The organism is Crossiella sp. NPDC003009 (assembly GCF_053591555.1).
Window position 1 is genome coordinate 209,036 of the sequence record NZ_JBSFUA010000001.1, and the last position, 21,133, is coordinate 230,168.

A 21,133-nucleotide genomic window follows, 5' to 3' on the forward strand; every position below is an offset into this window, starting at 1 on the left:
GCCTAGGCTTCCGGGTATGCGCGTGCTGATCGTGGAGGACGAGCTCTACCTGGCCGAGGCCGTCCGGGACGGGCTCCGGCTGGAAGCGATCGCCGCCGACATCGCCGGTGACGGCGACACCGCGCTGGAGCTGCTCAGCGTCAACTCCTACGACCTCGCCGTGCTCGACCGCGACATCCCCGGCCCCTCCGGCGACGAGATCGCCCGGCGCATCGTCGCCGCCGGCAGCGGCATGCCGATCCTGATGCTCACCGCCGCCGACCGGATCGACGACAAGGCCTCCGGGTTCGAGCTGGGCGCCGATGACTACCTGACCAAACCGTTCGAGCTGCGGGAGCTGGTCATTCGGCTGCGGGCGCTGGACCGCAGGCGCGCGCACGCCCGGCCCCCGGTGCGCGAGCTCGCGGGCCTGCGGCTGGACCCGTTCCGCCGGGAGGTCTTCCGCGATGGCCGCCACGTCGCGCTCACCCGCAAGCAGTTCGCCGTGCTCGAAGTCCTGATCGCCGCCGAGGGCGGGGTGGTCAGCGCCGAGGACCTGCTGGAGCAGGCCTGGGACCAGCACGCCGACCCCTTCACCAACGCCGTCCGGATCACCGTCTCCGCGCTGCGCAAACGACTCGGCGAACCCTGGCTCATCGTCACCGTGCCCGGCGTCGGCTACCGGATCGACACCGGGGCCCGCGGCTAGACGGCGGCGTCCTGGTCACGGTCCGGCTGCCCGGTCCGTCCCGGTCGACCGGGGTCCCCGTGGGCTCCGGCGGCGCACCTCCGGGGACGGCGGGGTGGGCAGACCGTGCCGGATGGCGTGGCCCGCGTGCACCCCGTAAGCCAGCTCGGCGAGGAACTTTCCCAAGGAACGCAACAACTTTCGCATGCCTCCACCCTCGCCGCAGGGCCGTCGCCGAACCAGTGGCGGTAACGACAACCTTCGCTAAGATTCCGCCATGGCCAGATCAGTGGCGGTGCTCGCCTACCACGGCATGACCTCCTTCGAGACCGCGATCGTCACCGAGGTCTTCGCCTTGCGCTGGCCGGAACTTGACTTCGGCGAGGACTGGTACGAGGTGCGGATCTGCGCGGAGCGACCCGGTCCGGTGCCGGTGCTCGGCGGCGCAGAGCTGCTGGTGCGCTACGGCCTGGACACCCTCGCCGAGGCCCAGACCGTGGTGGTGCCCAGCGTGGCCGATGTGCACGCCGAGCCCTCGCCGGAGGTGGTGGCCGCGCTGCGGCTGGCCCGCAGCCGGGGCGCGCGGATCGTCTCGATCTGCTCAGGGGCGTTCGCGCTGGCCGCGGCCGGGCTGCTGGACGGGCTGCGCGCCACCACGCACTGGCGGTACACGGAACTGTTGCGGCGCAGGCATCCGGCGATCGAGGTGGACCCGCACCCGCTCTACATCGACAACGACTGGATCCTCACCAGCGCGGGCTGCGCGGCCGGCATCGACCTGTGCATCCACTTGCTGCGCAAGGACTTCGGCGCGGAACTGGCCAACGCGGTGGCGCGGCGGCTGGTCATCCCGCCGCACCGGGACGGCGGGCAGGCCCAGTACATCGAGAGCCCGGTGACCGCCGAACCCGGCGACGACCGGATCACCGGCAGCATGGCCTGGGCGCTGGAGCACCTGACCGAGCCGATCTCGGTGCGCACCCTGGCCGAGCGGGCCCGGATGTCCGAGCGCAGCTACCTGCGGCACTTCGCCAAGGCGGCGGGGGTCAGCCCGATCCGGTGGCTGATCAGCCGCCGGGTGCAGGCCAGCCTGCCGCTGCTGGAGACCACGGACACGCCGATCGAGGAGGTGGCGGTCGCGGTCGGGTTCGACACCGCGGTCACCTTCCGGCACCACTTCACCTCGGCCATGCACACCTCACCCTCGGCCTACCGCCGGACCTTCCGCGCCTAGGGGCTAGCCAAGTTTGGCTAGCCCTGGGTAAGCTCGCCGCCGCAGGTAGCCAAATTTGGTTAGAGGGAGTGTCTGTGTCTTCTGTGACCCCGTACGTGATGGTGCGCAGTGCCAACGAGTTCATCGAGTTCATCGGGGCGGCCTTCGAGGCCGAGGTGGTCAACCGGGTCCCGCTGTCCACCGACCCGGAGCGGGTGATCCACGCCGAGGCCCGGATCGGCGAGAGCACGCTGTTCTTCGCCGACGGCGGCGCGGACGGCCGCCAGTGCCTGCCCACCCCGACGGAACCGGTACACGTCCAGCTGTGGACCACCGTGCCCGACCCGGAAGCGGTGCACGCCAGGGCGGTGGCCGGTGGCGCCAACTCGGCCATGCCGGTGACCGTGCAGGATGACGGCAGCCGGATGGGCGGCTTCGTGGACCCGTTCGGCACGCTGTGGTGGGTGAGCTCCACCCGCCCCTGAGGGAGGACGACCATGTCGGCGGTTCGGCTGCTGGTGCTCGGCGCGGTGCGCAGGCACGGACGCGCGCACGGCTACCAGGTTCGTGCGGACCTGGAGAGCTGGGGCGCGCACGAGTGGTCCACGGCCACCTCGGGCTCGGTCTACCACGCCCTGAAGGCGATGACCGGCCAGGGATTGCTGCTGCTGCACGAGACCACGCCGAGTGCGGCCGGCGGGCCGCCGCGCATGGAGTACGAGCTGACGCAGCAGGGCGAGGAAACCTACTTCGCCCTGCTGCGCAAGGCCCTCACCAACCACGACCCCGGCCTGGACCTGATAGCCGCCGCGGTCGGCCTGATCGAGGACCTGCCCCGCGCGGAGGCGATCTCATTGCTGCGCAAGCGTTCCGCGGCCATGGCGTCCTGGCGGATCAGCGTGCGCGAGGGGCTGCCCGCCGAGGCCGACCTGGACGAGTGGGGGCCGGTGGGCGAGGTGCTCGGGCTGTGGCTGCACACCGCGGACAGCCGCGCGGAGTGGACGGACCGGCTGATCCGCAGGCTGGAGTCGGGCGCGTTCCGGATGGCGGGGGAGTAGCCGCGCCGGGTCAGGCGAGCTGCTGGCGGATCTCCCAGTCCAGCTGGCCGTGCGCGGTGACCTCGGGGACCAGCCGATAGCCGGTGCGGCGCAGGCCGGTCTCCGGGTTCGCCAGCGCGTCCGCGACCGCGGCGAGCATGTCGGCCACGCTGTCCCAGACCGGAGCGTAGGTCACCAAGTCACCCTTGAGCCACTCCATCAGACACCCTCGTCGCGGGCCGGGGCGCAGGTCGACGAACAGGTTGTTGCCGCAGAGGTCGCCGCCCACCGGCACGAAGGCGTGCGAGTACGGCCCGGCGAACGCTCCGGCGACCTCGCATTCGGGATCGGGCTGCACGACCACTCTCGCCTGCTCGCCGACGAACCACTGGCGCATCTCCAGCGATTCCCGGACCGAGAGCGGGCGGTAGGACGCCAGCAGTGAGTTGCTCGCGCCGGCCCGGTCCCGGATGCCGTCGGCCAGCGACCACCAGCGCCGCAGTCCGGCAGGCAGGTCGAGATCACCGTGGCGGGCCAGGGCGGCCAGGTCGGCCGCGGTGGCGGGCGGGTTGATGTCGCGGTGGGTGACTGGGGCGTGCGTGGCCAGCCAGCCGGTGATCCGTTGCCAGGACTCGCCGATGCCGGGGGTCATGCGCCCAGGATGGTGTAGTTCAGCTCCTGCCCCGCGCGCCCCAGCGACAGGTCCAGCCCGGCGTGGTCGAGCGGGTGCAGCACATCCGGCCGGGCAGGCAGTGCGGAGGCCGCGGGCGGATCCCACAGGCACAGCGCCGGATTGCCCGCGTCCACCCCGGAGCGGTACCACAGGCCGTCCAGGTCGGGCATGGCCGCGCGGATGGCGCGGGCCCAGGCCTGGGTGCGGTCGGTGCTGTCCTGCCAGATCGCCTGCGAGGCGCCGACCTTGGTGGGCCACAGCCCGGTCAGGTCCAGCAGCCGCAGCGCCCGTCGGGGCCGGGTCATCACCAGGTGCGGGGCGCGGGTCTGCCGGTCCACCACCGCGGTGGCCTGGAAGACCTCGGCGATGGAGGTGCGGATGGACAGCGAGAAGTAGACCACGCCGTGCTCGTCGTCCCGGGCCGGCAGCCCGTCCTCGGTGGGCGGCTGCGGGTCGAAGAAGGCGTGCGGCAGCGGGCCGACGTGCCGGAAGGAGTTCCACCGCTGCGGGTGCCTGCCACCGGCGAAGAACAACCGGACCAGGCGGGTCGAGGAGGACAGGCTGAGGATGTCGGTCGCTGGATCGACCGCGCTGGTCAGCACCTCCGGCGAGGGAGGCGGCGGTAGTCGGGTCATCAACGAGCAAGTCTACGAGGCGGGAACGGGATCCGTCCCCGCCTCGCGACGGTCACTTGCCGGCGTCGTTGAGCGCCACCAGCGCGGCAGCCAGCTTGAAGTACTTGTTGGTGCCGAGGTCGCGGACCGTCTTGACGCCGAAGGCGGCCGCCAGCTTCTCGCCGTCGCCCTCGCTGACACCGGCCAGCGCGGCGACCGGCGCGTCGAGAACCTCGGCCACGGTCAGGTTCTCGTAAGCCTTGTCGAGCTGCTTGGCCAGGTCCACGGATACAGCCACAGGTGTTCCCCTTCAGGAGTTGCCGGACAATCGCGGTCAGGTTATCCACGGAGCGTGCCACTGTGGTGACTCTGCGGGATGATCTCGGGCTCAGCACAAAGGGGGATTCGCGGGTCTACCTCGGACGACAGGGCTGCTCTGGGTGCGAACCGCTACCTGGACAACAGCTCCCGCAGCGCCGCGATCACCACCGAGGGCGCCTCCTCGGCCATGAAGTGCCCGCAGCTCACCGTCTGGTGCCGCAGGTCCGCCGCCCACGCCCGCCACAGCCCGGCCGCGTCGAACCCCAGCGCGGCACCCCAGTCCTGCTGCAACACCGTCACCGGCATCCGCAACCGGTTCCCGGCCGCCCGGTCTGCCTCGTCGTGCTCGACGTCGATCCCGGCCGAGGCTCGGTAGTCCGCCACAATCGAGGGCACCGCGGCGCGCGCGGCGGCCAGGTAGGCGGCGCGGATGTCGGCCGGGATCGCGTCCGGGTCCCTGGTCCACAGGTCCAGGAAGTAGCCGAAGAACTCGTCCGCGCTGGCCGCGATCATCGCCTCCGGCAGGCCGGGCGGCTGCGCCATCAGGTACAGGTGGAAGCCCACCGCGGCCGAGCGCCCGCGCATGACCTCCCACATGTCCAGGGTGGGCAGCACGTCCAGCGAGGCCAGGTGGGTGACCGCGTCCGGGTGGTCCAGCCCCGCGCGGATGGCCACCAGCGCGCCCCGGTCGTGCCCGGCCAGCGCGAACCGGTCATGGCCCAGTTGCCGGGCCAGCGCGACCACGTCCGCGGCCATGGTCCGCTTGGCGTAGTCGCCGTCGGGCTTGTCGCTGTCCCCGTATCCGCGCAGGTCAGGCACGATGACGGTGTGGTCGGCGGCCAGGTCGGCGGCCACGTGCCGCCACATCAGGTGGGTCTGCGGGAAGCCGTGCAACAGCACGATCGGGCGACCTTCGCCGCCCACGGCCACGTTGAGCGCCACCCCGTCGGCGACGGGCGCCCGCTGGTAGTCGAATCCGGTGATCTTCGGTGTCATGACCGCAGCGTGCCGTCGGCCAATCAGCAACCGGTCAGCACGCGCTGACTAGGCTCAACGGCCGTGATGACCTTCGGCGTGCTCGGCCCGTTGGTGGCCGCGGACGAGCACGGGCCGGTCGCGCTGCGCGGGCCCCGGCACCGGGCGGTGCTGGCCCGGCTGCTGATCGCCCGCCGCCGGGTGGTCCCGGTCCGGGTGCTCGCCGACGACCTGTGGCCGGACCCGCCGGAGGGCGCGGTCGGCGCCATCCAGACCTTCGTCGCCGCCCTGCGCCAGTCCCTGGAACCCGGCCGCCCACCGCGAACCCCGGCCACCCTGCTGGTCACCGAAGCCCCTGGCTACGCCCTGCGCGCCGGCCCCGAGGCCGTCGACGCCTGGCGCTTCGAGGCCGCCCTCGCCAACCCGGACCTGCCCGCCCTGGACGCCGCACTCGCCCTCTGGCGCGGCCCCGCCTACTCCGAGTTCGCCGAGGAACCCTGGGCCCGCGCCGAGATCGCCCGCCTGGACGAGCTCCGCCTGCTGGCCGTGGAACGCCGCGCCGAGGCCGCCCTCGCCCAGGGCCAGGCCGCCGCGGTCGCCGCCGAGCTGCGCGCCCACGTCACCGCGAACCCGTGGCGCGAACACGCCTGGCAGCTGCTCGCCCTGGCGCTCTACCGCGCGGGCCGCCAGCGCGAAGCTCTGGACGCCCTGCGCACCGCGAAGCACGCGCTGGCCACCGAGCTGGGCGTGGACGCGGGCACAGAGCTACGCCGGCTGGAGTCGGACATCCTCGCCCAGGCGGCGCATCTAGACGCCCCCGCCGCCCCACTCCGCTTCCCCCCGCCCGGTTCACTCCCGCCGCCCGCCACGCCCGCCACGCCCGCCACGCCCGCCACGCCCGCCACATCCGCCTTGCCCGCTGCGCCCGCCGCGTCCGAGTGCCCAGCCCCGCCACCCCTCTTCGGCCGCGCCCCCGAGCTCGCCAAGCTCGCCGCCACCCCGCCCCGCCTGCACCTCGCCCTCATCTCCGGCGAAGCGGGCTCCGGCAAGACCGCCCTCGGCGAAGCCCTCACCGCCACCCTCGCCGCCCGGGGCTGGACCACCGCCTGGGGCCGCAACCCCGAACACCCCGACACCCCGGCCACCTGGCCCTGGACCCAGATCCTGGACACCCTGGCCACCCACACCCCGATCCCGCCCAGCACACCGCCCGCCGACCCCGCCGCCGCCCGCTTCCACCTGCACCGCACCGTACTGTCCTATGTGGACACCGTGGCCCGGCCTGCCCCGCTGCTGCTCGTGCTCGACGACCTGCACCGCGCCACCGAGGAAACCCTCGCCCTGCTCGGCACCCTGGTCACCGAAGCCCCGCCCCGGCCGGTCCTGATCGTGGCCACCCTGCGCTCCACCGAGATCTCCGCCGCGCTGACCGACCTGCTCGCGAGTGTCGCGGCCGCCGAACCTACCCGCGTCTACCTCACCGGCCTGCCCGAACCCGCGACCGCGCAGCTGCTCCGCGCCACCACCCAGCGCGCGGTCCCGGACCGGATCGTGCGCGCCATCCACGAACGCAGCGGCGGCAACCCGTTCTTCGCCCGCGAACTGGCCCGCCTGTACGACGCCGACGGCGACACCGCGCTGACCGCCGTGCCCACCGGTGTCCGGGACGTGCTCCGCCACCGCCTCACCGCCCTGTCCGAGGACGCCCGCACCGTGCTGCGCCAGGCCGCCGTGATCGGCAGGGAAGCCGACCTGGACCTGCTGATCACCTTGGCCGGCAACGAGAACCTCGTGCTGGACACGGTCGACTCCGCGCTGCTGCTGGGTTTCCTGGCCGACTCCGGCCCGGACCGCATCCGGTTCGCGCACGCCCTGGTCCGCGACACCCTCTACGAGGAGGTGTCCGCCGCCCGCCGCGCCCGCTGGCACGCCACCATCGCCGAGTCCCTGGAAACCCTGCGCCCCAAGGACATCGACGCCTTGGCCCACCACCACCTGCGGGCAGGCAACCGCGCCCCGGCCGACCGGGTGGCCCACTACACCGCCGCCGCGGCCCAGCGCGCCGAAGACCGCTTCGCCCCGCACGAGGCCGCGCGGCTCTGGCAGGCCGCCCTGGCCGCCCACGACGGCGATCCGCGCACCCGGCTGGAACTGCTCATGGGCCTGGTCCGCGCCCAGGCGGTCACCGGCAACCTGGAAACCGCCCGCCACCACCGCGCCGCCGCCCTCGCCCAGGCCGAAGCCCTCGGCGACCCGGAGCTGACCGCCAGGGTGATCGGCGCGTTCGACGTCCCGGGCATCTGGACAACCAACGACGATCCCACCATCGCCGGAGAGGTGGTCGCGACCACCGAACGCACCCTCGCCGCCCTGCCGCCACACCAGATCGCCCACCGCGCCCGCCTGCTCACCACCCTGGCCATGGAGCTCCGCGGCACCCGCTCCGCCCGCGCCACCGCCGCGGCAACGGAAGCCGAAGCGCTGGCAAGGGAAACCGGCGACCCGGCCCTGCTCGCCTTCGCGCTCAACGGCCGCTTCCTGCACACCTTCGACCGCGCCGGCCTGGCCCCGCAACGCGCCGCCCTGGGCCGTGAGCTGCTCGACCTGTCCACCGCGCACCACCTGGTCACCTTCCAGGTGCTGGCCCACCTGATCCTGCTCCAGGCCCACTCCGCCCTGGCCGAGTTCAGCACCGCCGACCGGCACGCCACCGCCGCCGACCAGCTCGCCGACCGGCACCACCTGCCGCTGGTCGGCGTGTTCACCGAGTGGTACGCCGCCCTGCGCCTGGCCGCCACCGGCCACCGCACCGAAGCCGGGGCCGCCTACCGGGCCGCCGCCACCCGCCTGCCAGGCACCGGCATGACCGGCCTCGAACCGGGCCTGCTGCCACTGGCCTTGCTGTCGCTGGACTTCCCACTGTCCACAGTGGACCTCAGTCTGGACTGGGGACCCTACCTGGACTGGGTCCGCCCACTCGCCCTGATCGCCGGCGGCGACCGCGCCGAGGCTCGCGCCGCGCTGCACGCCCTCCCGGACACCCCGGCCGACCTGCTCACCGAAGCCCGCCTCTGCCTGCTCGCCCACGCCGCCATCGCACTCGAGGACCGGGATGCGATGGCCCGCGCCCACGAGGAGCTGCGGCCCGCCGCCGCCGAACTGGCGGGAGCGGGCAGCGGGCTGCTCACCTTCGGCCCGGTGGCCGGTCACCTCGCGAAGCTGGCCACCGCACTGGGTCGCTAGATCGGCGCGACTGGCGGGCAAGATCAATGCGCGTACCGCCCGGTCAGCTCCGCGCCGATCCTGGCCAGTTCGGCCCGCACCTCCGCCGGCTCCAGCACCTCCACCAGCCCGCCCCACCCGGCCAGGTTGCGGGCCAGGTCCAGCGGTGTCGGCGCGGCCAGCCGGACCTCGGCCCGGTCGCCGGTCTCCGCGCCGACCTCGCAGTGCCGCCCGAACTGGTTGCGCAGCACCGCGAGGAACCGCGACTCGATGAGCACGGTGGCCCAGGTCCGCGAGCGTTTCAGCTCCACCTCGCCGACCACCTCGTGCCAGGCCGCGGCCAGCGTGAAGTCGTCGGGGCGTTCGGCGGGCTCCTCGGTCAGCTCCGCGGCCACGATCCGGTCCACCCGGAACGTTCGGCGGCCCTTCTCGGTTCCGGCGAGCAGGTACCAGACCTCGTCCTTGTCGACCAGGCCCCACGGGTCGACCAGGCGCTCGGAGCGCTCCCGCGCGCCGCTGGTGTAGGTCAGCCGGACCTTGCGGCGGCCGACCACCGCGGACTGGAGCCGGTCGACCAGGTCGGGGCGGCGGCGGTCGCGTTCGCCCCAGCGGGTCGGGTCGATCATGGTGGCGCTGGCCGCGGCCTCGGCGTCGGCGCGGAAGGTCTGGGGGAGGGCCCGCACCAGTTTGCGCAACGCGGCTTTGGCTTCGCCGGAGACCGCGGCGGCCGGTCCGACCAGCAGGAACAGTGCCTGCGCCTCGGTGGCGGACAGGCCGCTGAGGTCGGTGCGGGCCCCGCCGACCAGCGACCAGCCGCCGCCCCGGCCGGGCTGCGGGTACACCGGGATACCGGCCGTGGACAGTGCCTCCAGGTCCCGGCGGGCGGTGGCCACCGAGACCTCCAGCTCCTCGGCCAGCTCGGCGGCGGTCACCCGGCCGCGGGACTGCATCAGCAACAGGGTGGCGACAAGCCGGTCAGCGCGCATGAGTTCCAGCTTCCCCAGAAAAGTGCTCAGTTGATGAGCACTTTAGGGCGCAGCATTGGTCTCATGTTGCGAGGACTCACCACCGTCAGCCACTTCTCCGACGACGTCCCGGCCGCCGTGGCCTGGTACGCCGAACTGCTCGGCATCGAGCCGTACTTCCAGCGCGAGTTCGACGGCAGGCTCGCCTACGTCGAGTTCCGCCTCGGCGACTACCAGCACGAGCTCGGCATCCTGGACCGCCGCTTCGCCCCGCCCGGCGCGGGCAACTCCGGCGGCACCATGACCTACTGGGCCGTGGACGACGTCGAGGCCGCCTACCAGCGGTTGCTCGACCTGGGCGGCACCGCGCAGCAGCCGCCCACCGAGCACGGGCCCGGCTTCGTCACCGCCTCGGTGATCGACCCGTTCGGCAACTCGCTGGGCGTGATGTTCAACCAGCACTACCTCGACGTGCTCACCCGTCGGCCCGCTTGAAAGTTCGGCCAGCCGAACTTTAGTCTTCCAGTGACCGAACTCGGCACCGGGAGGCGCGGACCCAGATGCGCAAGACACCTTCGCGGTTAACCCGCACCTGGCTGGCCGCGGCCTGCGCACTCGCGCTGGCCGCGACCGGCTGCAGCTCGCGCGCCGCCGACGGCTCCGGGGACGGCAGGCCCGTGGTGCTGACCACCTTCACCGTGCTGGCCGACATCGCGGGCAACATCGCCGGCGACAAGCTGCGGGTGGAGTCGATCACCAAGGCGGGCGCGGAGATCCACGGCTACGAGCCCACCCCCGCCGACATCCGCAAGGCCTCCCAGGCCAAGCTGATCCTGGACAACGGGCTCAACCTGGAGGCCTGGTTCGCCAAGTTCGTCGCCGAGCTGGACGTGCCGCACGCGGTGGTCAGCGAGGGCGTCCAGCCGGTGGACATCGCCGAGGACGCCTACCGCGGCAAGCCCAACCCGCACGCCTGGATGTCCCCGCTGAACGTGCGCACCTACGCCGACAACATGGCCAAGGCCTTCGGCAAGCTGGCCCCCGCGCACGCCGCCGAGTTCACCGCCAACGCCGAGCGCTACAAGCAGCAGCTCACCTCGGTCCAGGAGCGGCTCACCGGCGCGCTGGGCGCGCTGCCGAAGGAGCAGCGGGCGCTGGTCACCTGCGAGGGCGCGTTCTCCTACCTGGCCAGGGACGCCGGGCTCACCGAGCGCTACCTGTGGGCGGTCAACGCCGAACAACAGGCCACCCCGCAGCAGATCGCGGGCGCGATCGAGTTCGTCCGGCAGAACAAGGTGCCCGCGGTGTTCTGCGAGTCCACCGTCTCGGACGCGCCGATGCAGCAGGTCGTCTCGGCCACCGGGGCCCGCTTCGGCGGGGTGCTCTACGTGGACTCGCTGTCCGAGGCCGGCGGCCCGGTGCCGACCTACCTGGACCTGATCCGGCACGACGTGGACACCATCGTCAGCGGCCTGACCAAGGCGGCGGCATGAGCCCGTCGGTCCGGGTCACCGACGTCACCGTGCACTACGGCGAGGTGCTGGCCCTGGACGGAGTCAGCCTGACCCTGGAGCGGGGGCGGGTGCACGCGCTGATCGGGGTCAACGGCTCCGGCAAGTCCACCCTGTTCAAGACCATCATGGGCGTGCTGCGGCCGGACTCCGGCACGGTGGAGGTCGATGGCGGCAGCCCGGCCAGGGCGCGCAGGTCCGGCGCGATCGGGTACGTGCCGCAGAGCGAGACGGTGGACTGGGCGTTCCCGCTCTCGGTCCGCGATGTGGTGCTCACCGGCCGCTACGGCCACCTCGGCTGCACCCGCCGCCCGCGCCGCGCCGACCACGAGGCGGTGGACGCCGCGCTGGCCAGGGTCGAGCTGACCGACCTGGCCGACCGGCAGATCGGCCAGCTCTCCGGCGGCCAGCGCAAACGCGCCTTCCTGGCCCGCGGCATCGCCCAGCACGCCCGGATCCTGCTGCTGGACGAGCCCTTCGCCGGGGTGGACAAGCCCTCGGAGGCCACCATCACCCGGCAGCTGCGCGCGCTGGCCGCCGACGGGGTGACCATCCTGATCTCCACCCATGACCTGGCCGCGGTGCCCGGCCTGGCCGACGAGGCGCTGCTGCTGATGCGCCGGATCCTGGCCCACGGCGACCCGGCCGAGGTGCTCGCCCCGGACAAGCTGGCCCTGGCCTTCGGTCTCGACGTCTCGCAGGAGGCGGTGTGAACCTGATCGACCTGCTGGCCGAGCCGCTCAGCTACGGCTTCATGGTCCGCGCCCTGATCGCCACCGTGGTCGCCGCGGTGGTGTGTGCGGTGCTGTCCTGCTGGCTGGTGCTCATCGGCTGGTCGCTGATGGGCGACGCGGTCTCGCACGCGGTGCTGCCGGGCGTGGTGCTGGCCTACGTGGTGGGCGCGCCGTTCGCGTTGGGGGCCTTGGTGTTCGGGTTCCTGGCGGTGGCGCTGATCGGGGTGGTGCGGGACACCAGCCGGATCAAGGAGGACGCGGCCATCGGCATCGTGTTCACCACGCTGTTCGCCCTCGGCCTGGTGCTGATCTCGGTGACGCCGAGCCAGACCGACCTCAACCACATCGTCTTCGGCAACCTGCTCGGCGTGGCCACCAGCGACGTCATTCAAATCGGGGTGCTCGGCGCGGTGGCGCTGACCGTGCTGGTGCTCAAGCGCCGCGACTTCACCCTCTACGCCTTCGACCCCACGCACGCGCACGCCATCGGCCTCAACCCCAAGGTGCTCGGCGCGGCGCTGCTCGGGCTGCTCGCGCTGACCTCGGTGGTGGCGCTGCAGGTGGTCGGGGTGATCCTGGTGGTGGCGATGCTGATCATCCCTGGCGCGACCGCCTACCTGCTGACCAACCGGTTCCAGCGGATGCTGGTGATCGCCCCGGTGCTCTCCGCGCTGGCCGCGGTCACCGGCCTGTACCTGAGCTACTACCTGGACACCGCGTCCGGCGGCATGATCGTCCTGGTGCAGGGCTCGGTGTTCGCGCTGGCCTACCTCTTCGGCCCGGAACACGGGATCTTGGGGCGTCGGCTGGCCGCGCGTCGGCGTGCGGCGGCCCGGGTATGACCATGCGCGGATACCCTGCCCGCATGTCGGTGTCCGAGCTGTCGGAGAGCACCCAGAACTACCTGAAGGTGATCTGGGCGCTGCAGGAGTGGTCCACGGAGCCGGTCACCACCTCGGTGATCGCCCAGCGGCTCGGCCTGCGGCTGTCCTCGGTCTCGGAGTCGGTGCGCAGGCTCACCGAACAGGGCCTGCTGGAGCACCCGCGCTACGGCAGCGTCGGCCTGACCGAGACCGGCCGCGCGCACGCGCTGGCCATGGTCCGCCGGCACCGGCTGATCGAGACCTTCCTGGTCAGCGCGCTGAACTACCGCTGGGACGAGGTGCACGAGGAGGCCGAGCAGCTCGAACACGTGGTCTCGGACCTGTTGGTCAGCCGGATCGACGAGTTCCTCGGCAAACCCACCCGCGACCCGCACGGCGACCCCATCCCGGCCGCCGATGGCACCATCCACCGCCCGGACGCCCGCCAGCTGACCGGCGTGCCGCCCGGCGCGCGGGTGCGGGTGGAGCGGATCTCCGACGCCGACGGCGCGCGGTTGCAGTACTTCGCCGACAACGGCCTGGTCATCGACACCGAGCTGACCGTGCTGGCGTCGGCGGCCGGTTCGGACACCCTGACCGTGCGGGTCGACGGCCGCACCGACCAGCTGAGCCTGGGTCCCGCGGCCACCGACGCGGTGTGGGTGTCGTTGCGCTGACCCGCCTCAGTGCATGGTGACCAGCGGTTTGGTCTGATCGATGACGTAGGTGGAGAGCATCTGGGTGCGGACCGAGCCGACGTTGCGCGCGTTGTGCACGACGCCGTCCGGGATGAGGAACGGGTCGCCGGTGTGCAGCCGCAGCGGTTCGCGGTCCTCGAACTCGATCACCACATCGCCCTGCACGATGTAGCCGACCTCGGGTCCGGGATGGCTGTGGCGGCCGGACTCCTTGCCCTCCGGGATCTCCACCCGGGTCTGCACGATCTCGAAGCCCTTGGCCGGGGCGGTGGAGCGCTGGAGCTCGACCCTGGTGACGCCGTCGGTGGGGCCGGGACCGATCGTGCTGGCAGGCGCGGTGCCGCAGCCGCCGAGGACGGCCAGCCCAAGCGCGGCGAGTGCGAGGATTCGAGTGATCATGGCGTTGAGTGTTCGCCGCGGCTGCGGACGAACTGTGCACGTATTGCGGACGACCGGAGGCGTCAACAATTCGCGCACAGCACGTAGACAGCGCCCTGCCAGGGTCGAGGTGTGCTGAACAGGCGAACTTTCACCAAGATCCTCACGGCCGGGGCCGCCACCGCCTCCCTGTCCGCCGTCCCGGCCCCCGCTTCGCCCGCCCCGGAACCGGCTCGCGCCGACTGGCGCGCTCTCGGCCCGATCCGGCACGTGCGCACCGATTTGCTGGAGATCGCCTACCACGAGGCGGGCCCGGCGGGCGGACCCGTGGTGCTGCTCGGCTACGGCTGGCCGTACTCCCCGCTGGCCTACGCCGAGGTGGTGCCCGCGCTGGTCCGCCGCGGCTATCGGGTGCTCATCCCGTACCTGCGCGGCCAGGGCGGCACCCGCTTCCTGTCCGCGAGCACCCTGCGCTCCGGCCAGCAGGCGGCGCTGGGTGCGGACTGGATCGCCTTCATGGACGCGCTCAAGATCCCCAAGGCCATCTTCGGCGGCTACGACTGGGGCGGCCGGGGCCTGTGCGTGGCCGCCGCGCTGTGGCCGGCACGCTGCCTGGGCCTGGTCTCGGTGAACAACTACCTGGTGCAGAACCTGGCCCTGGCCAAACAGCCGCTGATGCCCTCGATCGAGTCCGCGCAGTGGTACTTCTACTACTTCCTCACCGAACGCGGCCGCGCCGGGCTGACCACCAACACCAAGGAACTGACCAGGGTGGTCTGGACCCGCAACTCGCCGACCTGGCGGTTCACCGAACACGACCTGGACCAGGCGGTCACCCTGTTCACCAACCCCGACTATGTGGACATCGTGTTGCACGTCTACCGCCACCGCCTGCTCACCGAACCCGGCGACCCGCGCTACGACGGCCTGGAGGCCAGGCTGCTCAAACAGCCGCGGATCACCGTGCCCACGGTCACCCTGGACGGCCTGGACGACGGCAACTACCCAGCCACCGACGGCAGCTCCACGGCGCAGTTCTTCGCCGGGCCGCGGGTGCACCACCAGGTCGCCGGAGCCGGGCACAACCTGCCGCAGGAGCAGCCGAAGGCCTTCACCCGCGCGGTGCTGGAGGTCACCCGCCTGCGCTGAGCCGGGCTGCGGGATGACCCCGGCACACCACCCTAGGCCGCCCCTGACCCGCCGGGGTCTCCCAGGCCGATCTCGACGAGGTCTTCGCGCTTGCCGGACCGGGAGGACTTCCTGGGCATCCCGCAGGAGATCATCGCGGCCCGGGACCGCCGCCCGCTTCCGCCACCGCCTTGAGGTGCTGGTTGCGGGTGCTGATCAGCCGTCGCAGGTAGCGGTCCAGCGCCACCCACTCGGCAACTCGTCCCAGCGGCCCAAGCGGCGCGGCGAACTCGACCACGTCCCGCATCAGCGTGCCACCCCGCCCGTCCGGCTCGAAGTGGTGCGCGTGCCACCAGCGCCGGAACGGCCCGCGCACCTGCTCGTCCACGAAGTAGCCAGGCTCGTCCAGCGCGCTCACCCGCGAGGTCATCCGCCACGGCAACCCGAAGTGCCTGGCCTGCCAGGTCACCGTGTCGCCGAGCCCCAGCTTGCCCGAGGTCACCCCGCCCACCGCCCGCTCGGCGGACCCGGCCATCGACCCGGTGTGCACCTCCACCGCCAGCGAGAGCTCGAAGACCCGTTGTGGCGGGGCGGCGATGCTGGTGCTGACCTCGAACCGCGGCATACCGCGACCCTACGTCCGGCTGCGCCGACCGCGACCCTACGTCCGGCCGCGCCCAGCGGGACCCCCTAGGTTCGGCCGCGCCGGGTCGGCCGGTGCAGCAGCCCGAACCGCGCCCACTGCGCCTCGGCCGCTTCCACCGCCGCCTTGGTGCGCCCGGGATCCAGCATGGCCAGCTCGGCGACCACGGCCTGCACCAGCGCCATCGCCGCAGTGAGCGAGGGGAAGAACGAAATGCCCTCGGTCGGCACCAACAGGATCCGCTCGGCCGCCGTGGCCAGCGCCGGACTGGCCGCATCGGTGATCACGAACACCCGCGCGCCCTTGGCGGCGGCTTCCTCGGCGGCGACCACCGCGCTCTCGTTCAACCGCCAGAAGCTGACCACCACCAACACGTCCTGCCCGGTCAGCTGGGCGATCGTGTTGGCCGGTCCGCCACCGCCGTAGCCCGCGGCGAGCTGCGTGTCGTACCCGGCGAGCTGAGCGTTGTGCGCCAACGCGATCCCGACCGAGGTGTAGCTGCCGGCCGCCACCACCACTGTCCGCCGCGCCTGCCCGATCGCCGCGGCCAGCTCCCGCGCCGCCGCGATGTCCACGCTCCTGGTGAGCAGCGCGACGTTGTCCAGGTCCCGCCGCAGCGAGGCCGAGGCCGGGCTGCCCGTCACCACGGCGTCGGCGTGCTCGGCCGCGACCTCGGGCGCGCTGAGCGCGGAGAGGTATCGAGCCCGCAACTCCTGCTGCAACGTGGGCCAGCCGCTGAACCCGAGCGCCTGTGCCGTCCTGATCACGGTGGCCACATTGGCCCCGGCCAGCTCCGCCAGCTCGGCCGCTGAACTGTAGGAGGCCCGCCGCGGCTGCGCGAGCAAGGTCTCCAGCACCGCCGCCGCCTTGGCCTGCAACCCCCGCTCCGGCACCCGCCCCCGCAGCCATCCCTCGAAGTCATCAGCCTCGCTCGACCCGGCGCTCACCGCCACCTCCCATCCGCGGATGCAGCATCCATTGCATCTCACCCAGACGCAACATACGCTGCCTGAACCGTTGCCCTCGGGAGGCCCGATGACACTCCTGGCACGCCTGGACCGCCTACCACTGAGTCGCCCGCACTACGCCCTGCTGGTCATCGGCGGCCTCGGCTACACCTTCGACGCCATGGACGCCGCGATCGTCGCGTTCCTGCTGCCCAGCGCCCGCCAGGAATGGGGCCTGAGCAACGAGCTCCTCGGCCTGATCGGCTCCGCCACCCCCTTCGGCTACCTCTTTGGCGCCACCATCGCAGGCCTGCTCGGCGACCGAATCGGCCGCCGCAAGGTCATGATGTACGCCCTGGCCTTCTACGCCGTCTTCTCGGTAGCCGCCGCCCTGGCTCCGAACTACGAAACCTTCCTCGCCGCCCGAGTCCTCGCCGGCGTGGGCACCGGCGCCGAAAGCGCGATCATCGCCCCCTTCCTCGCCGAGTTCGTGCCAGCCGCCCGCCGAGGCTGGTTCATCGGCGCCCTGGCGGGTTTCTTCTCGTTCGGGTTCGTGGCCGCGGCCGTGCTCGGCAGACTCGTGGTGCCGACCTTCCCGGACGGCTGGCGAATCGCCCAGCTGATCACCGCACTGCCGATCCTGATGTTGCTGTGGTGGCGCCGCTCGCTACCGGAGTCCCCACGCTTCCTGCTGGCCACCGGCCGCGTGCGGGAGGCGGAGGAGGTGGTCGCCGACTTCGAACGCCGCACCGAAGCCGCAACCGGCAAACCCCTGCCCCCGGTAGTCATCCCGCCCCATCCCAGCCCCGCCCCAGATTCATCGCCGCCGGCCTCCGGCAACAGTTCTCCCATCGCCCCGGCGCGCGGGGTTGGGCTGGTCTCGGCGCTGAAGATCCTGTGGGGCAAGGAGTTGCGCAGGCGGACCGCGATCACCTGGCTGATCTGGTTCGTGATCACCTTCTCCTACTACGGGTTCTTCTCCTGGATTCCCACCCTGCTGGTGGAACGCGGCATCACCATCACCCAGAGCTTCGAGTTCACCATCATCATCTACCTCGCCCAGGTGCCCGGGTACTACTCCGCGGCCTGGCTCGGGGAGAGGCTCGACCGCAAGAACACCATCGCGCTGTACCTGGCCGGTTCCGCGGCCAGCGCCTACTGGCTGTCCCAGCTCAGCGATCCGGTGGCGATCACGGTTGCCGGGGCCGTGCTGTCCTTCTTCCTCAACGGAACCTACGCGGGCGTCTACTCCTACACACCCGAGGTGTTCCCGACCTGGATCAGGGCCACCGGCATGGGGATCTCCAGCGCGGTGGGCCGGATCGGCAGCATCCTGGCACCGTTGATCATCGGCACGTTCGCGGGCACCCTGGGCTTCGCCGGGGTCTTCGGCCTGACCACCGCGGTGCTGGTGGTCGGCGTGCTGTGCACCGTCGTGTTCGGACTCGCCACCGCGGGCCGATCACTGGAAGAACTCGCCGAACCGAGTGGGAGGTCCGACCGATGACCGATCTGCTGCTGCGGGACGGACTGGTGCTGGACGTGCGCACCGGCGAGTACCGCGAGGCCAGCATCCGCTGTGCCGACGGCCGGATTGCCGAGATCGCACCCCGGCTGACCGCCCCGAACCAGGTCCGGGTGCTCGACCTGGCCGGTGCGGTGGTGCTACCCGGCCTGATCGACGCGCACGTGCACGTCACCGCGGCCACCGCCGCCCTCAACGAGCTGCCAACCTGGTCTCCCTCCTATGTGGCCGCCCACGCGGCTCGGATCATGCGTTCCATGCTGTTGCGAGGCTTCACCACCGTCCGCGACGCCGCCGGCGCCGACTACGGCCTCGCCGACGCCCAGGCCGAGGGCCTGATCACCGGCCCGCGCCTGGCCTTCTGCGGTAAGGCACTGAGCCAGACCGGCGGCCACGGCGACCTGCGTGGCCGCGGCACGGCACAGGCCGACGACCACCCGTGCTGCGCCGGACTCGGCCGGGTCGCCGACGGTGTCGACGCCGTCCGGGTCGCGGCCCGCGACGAGCTGCGCAAGGGAGCCCACCACCTCAAGGTGATGGCCTCCGGCGGGGTCGCCTCGCCGACCGACCGGATCGACTCCACCCAGTACTCCCCGGCCGAACTGCGCGCCGTGGTCGAGGAGGCCGAGGCCGCCAACCGGTACGTGGCCGCGCACGCCTACACCGCGCGCGCGGTCAACCGGGCCCTGGAAGCGGGTGTCCGCTCCATCGAGCACGGCAACCTCATCGACGACCGCAGCGTCGAGCTCTTCCGCGAGCACGAGGCATTCCTCGTGCCCACCTTGGTCACCTACTGGGCACTCAAGCAGGAAGGCGCCGCTCACGGCCTGCCCGAACCCAGCCAGCGCAAGATCGACGAGGTGCTCAACGGCGGGCTCCGCGCGCTGGAACGGGCCGCCCGTGGCGGGGTGCAGCTGGTCTACGGTAGCGACCTGCTCGGCGGCATGCACCGGCACCAGAACCACGAGTTCCGGCTCCGACGTGAGGTGCAGCAACCGATCGACATCATCCGCGCGGCCACCACCACCGCCGCGGACCTACTGTGCCTGCCCGGTGAAATTGGCACAGTCGACGTCGGCGCCCATGCCGACCTGCTTGTCCTGGACCGGGACCCGCTGGTCGACATCGGCGCGCTGGCCGATCCCACACACATCATGCAGGTGATCCAGGGCGGCGCCATCATCTCCGACGGCAGACCCGCATAGGCGGAAAGTCGTACCCAGCTCCGCCGTCCCCGCCGATGCCCAACGCCCCGCAGAAGACGATCGTTGACCCCGGGCTTCGGACGGAGGACAACAGTGATCATCGCGCAGGGCTTGACCAAACAGTACGGCCACGACACCGGGGTGGCCGACCTGTCCTTCACTGTGCGCCCAGGCGTGGTGACCGGCTTCCTGGGCCCCAACGGCGCGGGCAAGTCCACCACGATCAAGCTCATGCTCGGCCTGGTGCACGGCGCGGGCCGCACCACCTTCGCCGACCGCACCTACGCCGAACTGACCGATCCGCTGCGCACGGTCGGCGTGCTGGTCGACCCCAGCGCGGTCCACCCGGCCCGCTCGGCGGCGGCGCACCTGCACATGATCGCGGCGGGCGGCGGCCTGCCACCGCGCCGGGTCCGCGAGGTGCTGGCCCTGGTCGGCCTGAACTCGGTGGGGGACAAGGCGGTCGGCAAGTTCAGCCTGGGCATGCGCCAGCGTCTGGGACTGGCCGCCGCCCTGCTCGGCGACCCCGAGTACCTCATCCTGGACGAGCCTGCCAACGGCCTCGACCCGGACGGCGTGCGCTGGATCCGCCAGTTCCTGCGTGACCTGGCCGCCCAGGGCCGCACCGTGCTCGCCTCCTCCCACTTACTGGCCGAGATGTCCCAGCTGGCCGACGACCTGCTCGTCATCGGCGCGGGCCGCCTGATCTCGGCGGGCCCACTGGCCGAGTTCGTCGACCAGCACACCCGCAGCTCCGTCGTGGTCCGCGGTCCAGCCGCTCCCCAGCTGCTGATCGCACTGAGCCGCCAGGGCTTACGCGTCCGTCAGGAGACCGCGGAGGAACTGGTCGTCGACACCCACGACACCGAACAGGTCGCCACCGCCGCCACCCACGCCGGCCTGCCGATCCGCGAGCTCTTCCTCCGCCGCTCCGGCCTGGAAGAGGCGTTCATGGCCGCCACCGCGCACACCGTCCGCCACCGAGGAGAACCGTCATGAGCGCCACCCCGCGCTGGTGGCGCCACAGCACCACTCCCGTTCCGGACCCAGGCGCGCACAGCCACCACCCCCACTGCTCATCCCCAGAGGGAGCCCCCATGACGACGTCACCACCGCTACCCAGCACCTCCCCAATCCCGGGCGAGGTACCCCCGCCACGGCGTTGCGCTGGAGCCATCCGCAGCCCCCGCGATGACCACCGCTCCGCCCCGCGAGATCCGTCATGACCACCCCCGGGAAAGCCAGATCCCGCATCCCGTTGCCAGGCACGCGAGGCATGGCGCTTGTGCGCACGGAAGACGAGCGTGCTCGCCACCGCATCGACCTGCCACCACCGTGGGGTGCCGTCCCGGCCGCTCCGGTGGCGGGGGATGCGGCATGACCACCGTCCGCCACAGGCACCAGGCAACCGCGCGCTCCGCCGCCGCCCGCCGACGAGAACCAGCATGATCCTCGCCAGCGCCAGCGCCCAGCCGATCTGCATGCAGACCCGGCCGCGGCGAGCCAGGGCCGCATCCAGCGGGGCTGCATCCAGCCCTGCTACTCCTAGTCCGGCCGCATCCAGGCCGGCCACATCAGCCTTGCCGCTCCCAGTCCGGCCGCGTAAGCCGGCGGTGGGCGGCACGGCGGCGGGCGGCCCTGCCGAGTGCGGCGGCTCGGCTGCGTGCAGCCAGGTCTGCACGCAGCTGGGCCGCACGCAGTCTCGTCCAGCCCAGCCTCTCCGCCCGCGCAACCGAGCGGAGTCGACCCACGCCGGAGCCGAGAGTCGCACCTGGTCCGCGTACGGATCCGGCCGGGCTGCGCCTGCTCGCCCG

Annotated in this window: 23 protein-coding genes; 14 read left to right on the forward strand and 9 right to left on the reverse strand. The window is 72.2% G+C overall.

The features are described from left to right. Nucleotides 1-16 precede the first annotated feature (16 nt). Nucleotides 17-688, forward strand: coding sequence for a response regulator transcription factor (locus ACWDY5_RS01035; protein WP_449720322.1), 672 nt, complete (start codon nucleotides 17-19; stop codon nucleotides 686-688). A gap of 15 nt (nucleotides 689-703) precedes the next feature. Here the strand turns inward: ACWDY5_RS01035 and ACWDY5_RS01040 are convergent, their stop codons facing one another. Beyond that, nucleotides 704-874, reverse strand: a complete 171-nt coding sequence (locus tag ACWDY5_RS01040; protein WP_449720323.1) for a hypothetical protein — start codon at nucleotides 872-874, stop codon at nucleotides 704-706. 70 nt (nucleotides 875-944) lie between these two features. Here ACWDY5_RS01040 and ACWDY5_RS01045 point away from each other — a divergent pair, with 70 nt between their 5' ends. The 3 genes from ACWDY5_RS01045 (at nucleotide 945) to ACWDY5_RS01055 (ending at nucleotide 2,938) form a co-directional block, all read left to right on the forward strand. Further along, nucleotides 945-1,901, forward strand: a complete 957-nt coding sequence (locus ACWDY5_RS01045; RefSeq protein ID WP_449720324.1) for a helix-turn-helix domain-containing protein — start codon at nucleotides 945-947, stop codon at nucleotides 1,899-1,901. 74 nt (nucleotides 1,902-1,975) lie between these two features. Further along, nucleotides 1,976-2,365 carry a VOC family protein gene (locus ACWDY5_RS01050; RefSeq protein ID WP_449720325.1) on the forward strand — a complete coding sequence of 130 codons (390 nt, stop codon included), beginning with the start codon at nucleotides 1,976-1,978 and terminating at the stop codon, nucleotides 2,363-2,365. A gap of 12 nt (nucleotides 2,366-2,377) precedes the next feature. Then, nucleotides 2,378-2,938, forward strand: coding sequence for a PadR family transcriptional regulator (locus tag ACWDY5_RS01055; protein ID WP_449720326.1), 561 nt, complete (start codon nucleotides 2,378-2,380; stop codon nucleotides 2,936-2,938). A 10-nt stretch (nucleotides 2,939-2,948) separates the two neighbouring features. Here ACWDY5_RS01055 and ACWDY5_RS01060 read toward each other — a convergent pair whose 3' ends face one another. The 4 genes from ACWDY5_RS01060 to ACWDY5_RS01075 all read right to left on the reverse strand — a co-directional run bounded on the left by ACWDY5_RS01060 (nucleotide 2,949) and on the right by ACWDY5_RS01075 (nucleotide 5,521). Beyond that, nucleotides 2,949-3,569 (reverse strand): SMI1/KNR4 family protein, encoded by a 621-nt coding sequence (locus ACWDY5_RS01060; protein ID WP_449720327.1) that lies wholly within the window; start codon nucleotides 3,567-3,569, stop codon nucleotides 2,949-2,951. Continuing rightward, nucleotides 3,566-4,225 (reverse strand): RES family NAD+ phosphorylase, encoded by a 660-nt coding sequence (locus ACWDY5_RS01065; RefSeq protein ID WP_449720328.1) that lies wholly within the window; start codon nucleotides 4,223-4,225, stop codon nucleotides 3,566-3,568. The genes ACWDY5_RS01060 and ACWDY5_RS01065 overlap by 4 nt, the downstream gene beginning before the upstream one ends. A gap of 52 nt (nucleotides 4,226-4,277) precedes the next feature. After that, nucleotides 4,278-4,502: a hypothetical protein gene (locus ACWDY5_RS01070; RefSeq protein ID WP_252478578.1), complete on the reverse strand. Its 225-nt coding sequence runs from the start codon at nucleotides 4,500-4,502 to the stop codon at nucleotides 4,278-4,280. A gap of 152 nt (nucleotides 4,503-4,654) precedes the next feature. Next, nucleotides 4,655-5,521, reverse strand: coding sequence for an alpha/beta fold hydrolase (locus ACWDY5_RS01075; RefSeq protein ID WP_449720329.1), 867 nt, complete (start codon nucleotides 5,519-5,521; stop codon nucleotides 4,655-4,657). A gap of 66 nt (nucleotides 5,522-5,587) precedes the next feature. Here ACWDY5_RS01075 and ACWDY5_RS01080 point away from each other — a divergent pair, with 66 nt between their 5' ends. Beyond that, a complete protein-coding gene (locus ACWDY5_RS01080) occupies nucleotides 5,588-8,743 on the forward strand; it encodes a BTAD domain-containing putative transcriptional regulator (protein ID WP_449720494.1) in 3,156 nt (1,051 codons plus the stop codon). Between the two features lie 23 nt (nucleotides 8,744-8,766). Here the strand turns inward: ACWDY5_RS01080 and ACWDY5_RS01085 are convergent, their stop codons facing one another. Continuing rightward, the gene (locus tag ACWDY5_RS01085; protein WP_449720330.1) at nucleotides 8,767-9,708 is read right to left on the reverse strand and encodes a helix-turn-helix transcriptional regulator; all 942 of its coding nucleotides are present in this window, start codon (nucleotides 9,706-9,708) and stop codon (nucleotides 8,767-8,769) included. 63 nt (nucleotides 9,709-9,771) lie between these two features. On the opposite strand from ACWDY5_RS01085, the gene ACWDY5_RS01090 reads away from it, so the two are divergent. From ACWDY5_RS01090 to ACWDY5_RS01110, 5 genes are all read left to right on the forward strand, one after another. After that, nucleotides 9,772-10,182: a VOC family protein gene (locus tag ACWDY5_RS01090; protein ID WP_449720331.1), complete on the forward strand. Its 411-nt coding sequence runs from the start codon at nucleotides 9,772-9,774 to the stop codon at nucleotides 10,180-10,182. A gap of 65 nt (nucleotides 10,183-10,247) precedes the next feature. Then, nucleotides 10,248-11,180: a metal ABC transporter substrate-binding protein gene (locus ACWDY5_RS01095; protein WP_449720332.1), complete on the forward strand. Its 933-nt coding sequence runs from the start codon at nucleotides 10,248-10,250 to the stop codon at nucleotides 11,178-11,180. Beyond that, nucleotides 11,177-11,911, forward strand: a complete 735-nt coding sequence (locus ACWDY5_RS01100; RefSeq protein ID WP_449720333.1) for a metal ABC transporter ATP-binding protein — start codon at nucleotides 11,177-11,179, stop codon at nucleotides 11,909-11,911. The genes ACWDY5_RS01095 and ACWDY5_RS01100 overlap by 4 nt, the downstream gene beginning before the upstream one ends. Next, nucleotides 11,908-12,774 carry a metal ABC transporter permease gene (locus ACWDY5_RS01105; protein WP_449720334.1) on the forward strand — a complete coding sequence of 289 codons (867 nt, stop codon included), beginning with the start codon at nucleotides 11,908-11,910 and terminating at the stop codon, nucleotides 12,772-12,774. Before ACWDY5_RS01100 ends, ACWDY5_RS01105 begins: the two co-directional genes overlap by 4 nt. 23 nt (nucleotides 12,775-12,797) lie before the next feature. Then, a complete protein-coding gene (locus ACWDY5_RS01110; protein WP_449720335.1) occupies nucleotides 12,798-13,472 on the forward strand; it encodes a metal-dependent transcriptional regulator in 675 nt (224 codons plus the stop codon). 6 nt (nucleotides 13,473-13,478) lie between these two features. Here the strand turns inward: ACWDY5_RS01110 and ACWDY5_RS01115 are convergent, their stop codons facing one another. Further along, nucleotides 13,479-13,892, reverse strand: coding sequence for a cupin domain-containing protein (locus ACWDY5_RS01115; RefSeq protein ID WP_449720336.1), 414 nt, complete (start codon nucleotides 13,890-13,892; stop codon nucleotides 13,479-13,481). 111 nt (nucleotides 13,893-14,003) lie between these two features. Between ACWDY5_RS01115 and ACWDY5_RS01120 the strand changes: the two genes are divergently transcribed. After that, a complete protein-coding gene (locus ACWDY5_RS01120; RefSeq protein WP_449720337.1) occupies nucleotides 14,004-15,020 on the forward strand; it encodes an alpha/beta fold hydrolase in 1,017 nt (338 codons plus the stop codon). A 130-nt stretch (nucleotides 15,021-15,150) separates the two neighbouring features. Here the strand turns inward: ACWDY5_RS01120 and ACWDY5_RS01125 are convergent, their stop codons facing one another. Further along, the gene (locus ACWDY5_RS01125) at nucleotides 15,151-15,624 is read right to left on the reverse strand and encodes an SRPBCC family protein (RefSeq protein WP_449720338.1); all 474 of its coding nucleotides are present in this window, start codon (nucleotides 15,622-15,624) and stop codon (nucleotides 15,151-15,153) included. Nucleotides 15,625-15,689: 65 nt separating this feature from the next. Then, nucleotides 15,690-16,589 (reverse strand): MurR/RpiR family transcriptional regulator, encoded by a 900-nt coding sequence (locus ACWDY5_RS01130; RefSeq protein WP_449720339.1) that lies wholly within the window; start codon nucleotides 16,587-16,589, stop codon nucleotides 15,690-15,692. Nucleotides 16,590-16,677: 88 nt separating this feature from the next. Here ACWDY5_RS01130 and ACWDY5_RS01135 point away from each other — a divergent pair, with 88 nt between their 5' ends. The 3 genes from ACWDY5_RS01135 (at nucleotide 16,678) to ACWDY5_RS01145 (ending at nucleotide 20,318) form a co-directional block, all read left to right on the forward strand. Next, nucleotides 16,678-18,096 (forward strand): MFS transporter, encoded by a 1,419-nt coding sequence (locus ACWDY5_RS01135; RefSeq protein ID WP_449720340.1) that lies wholly within the window; start codon nucleotides 16,678-16,680, stop codon nucleotides 18,094-18,096. Continuing rightward, entirely contained in the window at nucleotides 18,093-19,319 is a 1,227-nt protein-coding gene (locus tag ACWDY5_RS01140) for an amidohydrolase family protein (RefSeq protein ID WP_449720341.1), read from the forward strand. The genes ACWDY5_RS01135 and ACWDY5_RS01140 overlap by 4 nt, the downstream gene beginning before the upstream one ends. Nucleotides 19,320-19,412: 93 nt before the next feature. Further along, nucleotides 19,413-20,318: an ATP-binding cassette domain-containing protein gene (locus ACWDY5_RS01145; protein ID WP_449720342.1), complete on the forward strand. Its 906-nt coding sequence runs from the start codon at nucleotides 19,413-19,415 to the stop codon at nucleotides 20,316-20,318. The last annotated feature ends 815 nt before the right edge of the window (nucleotides 20,319-21,133 follow it).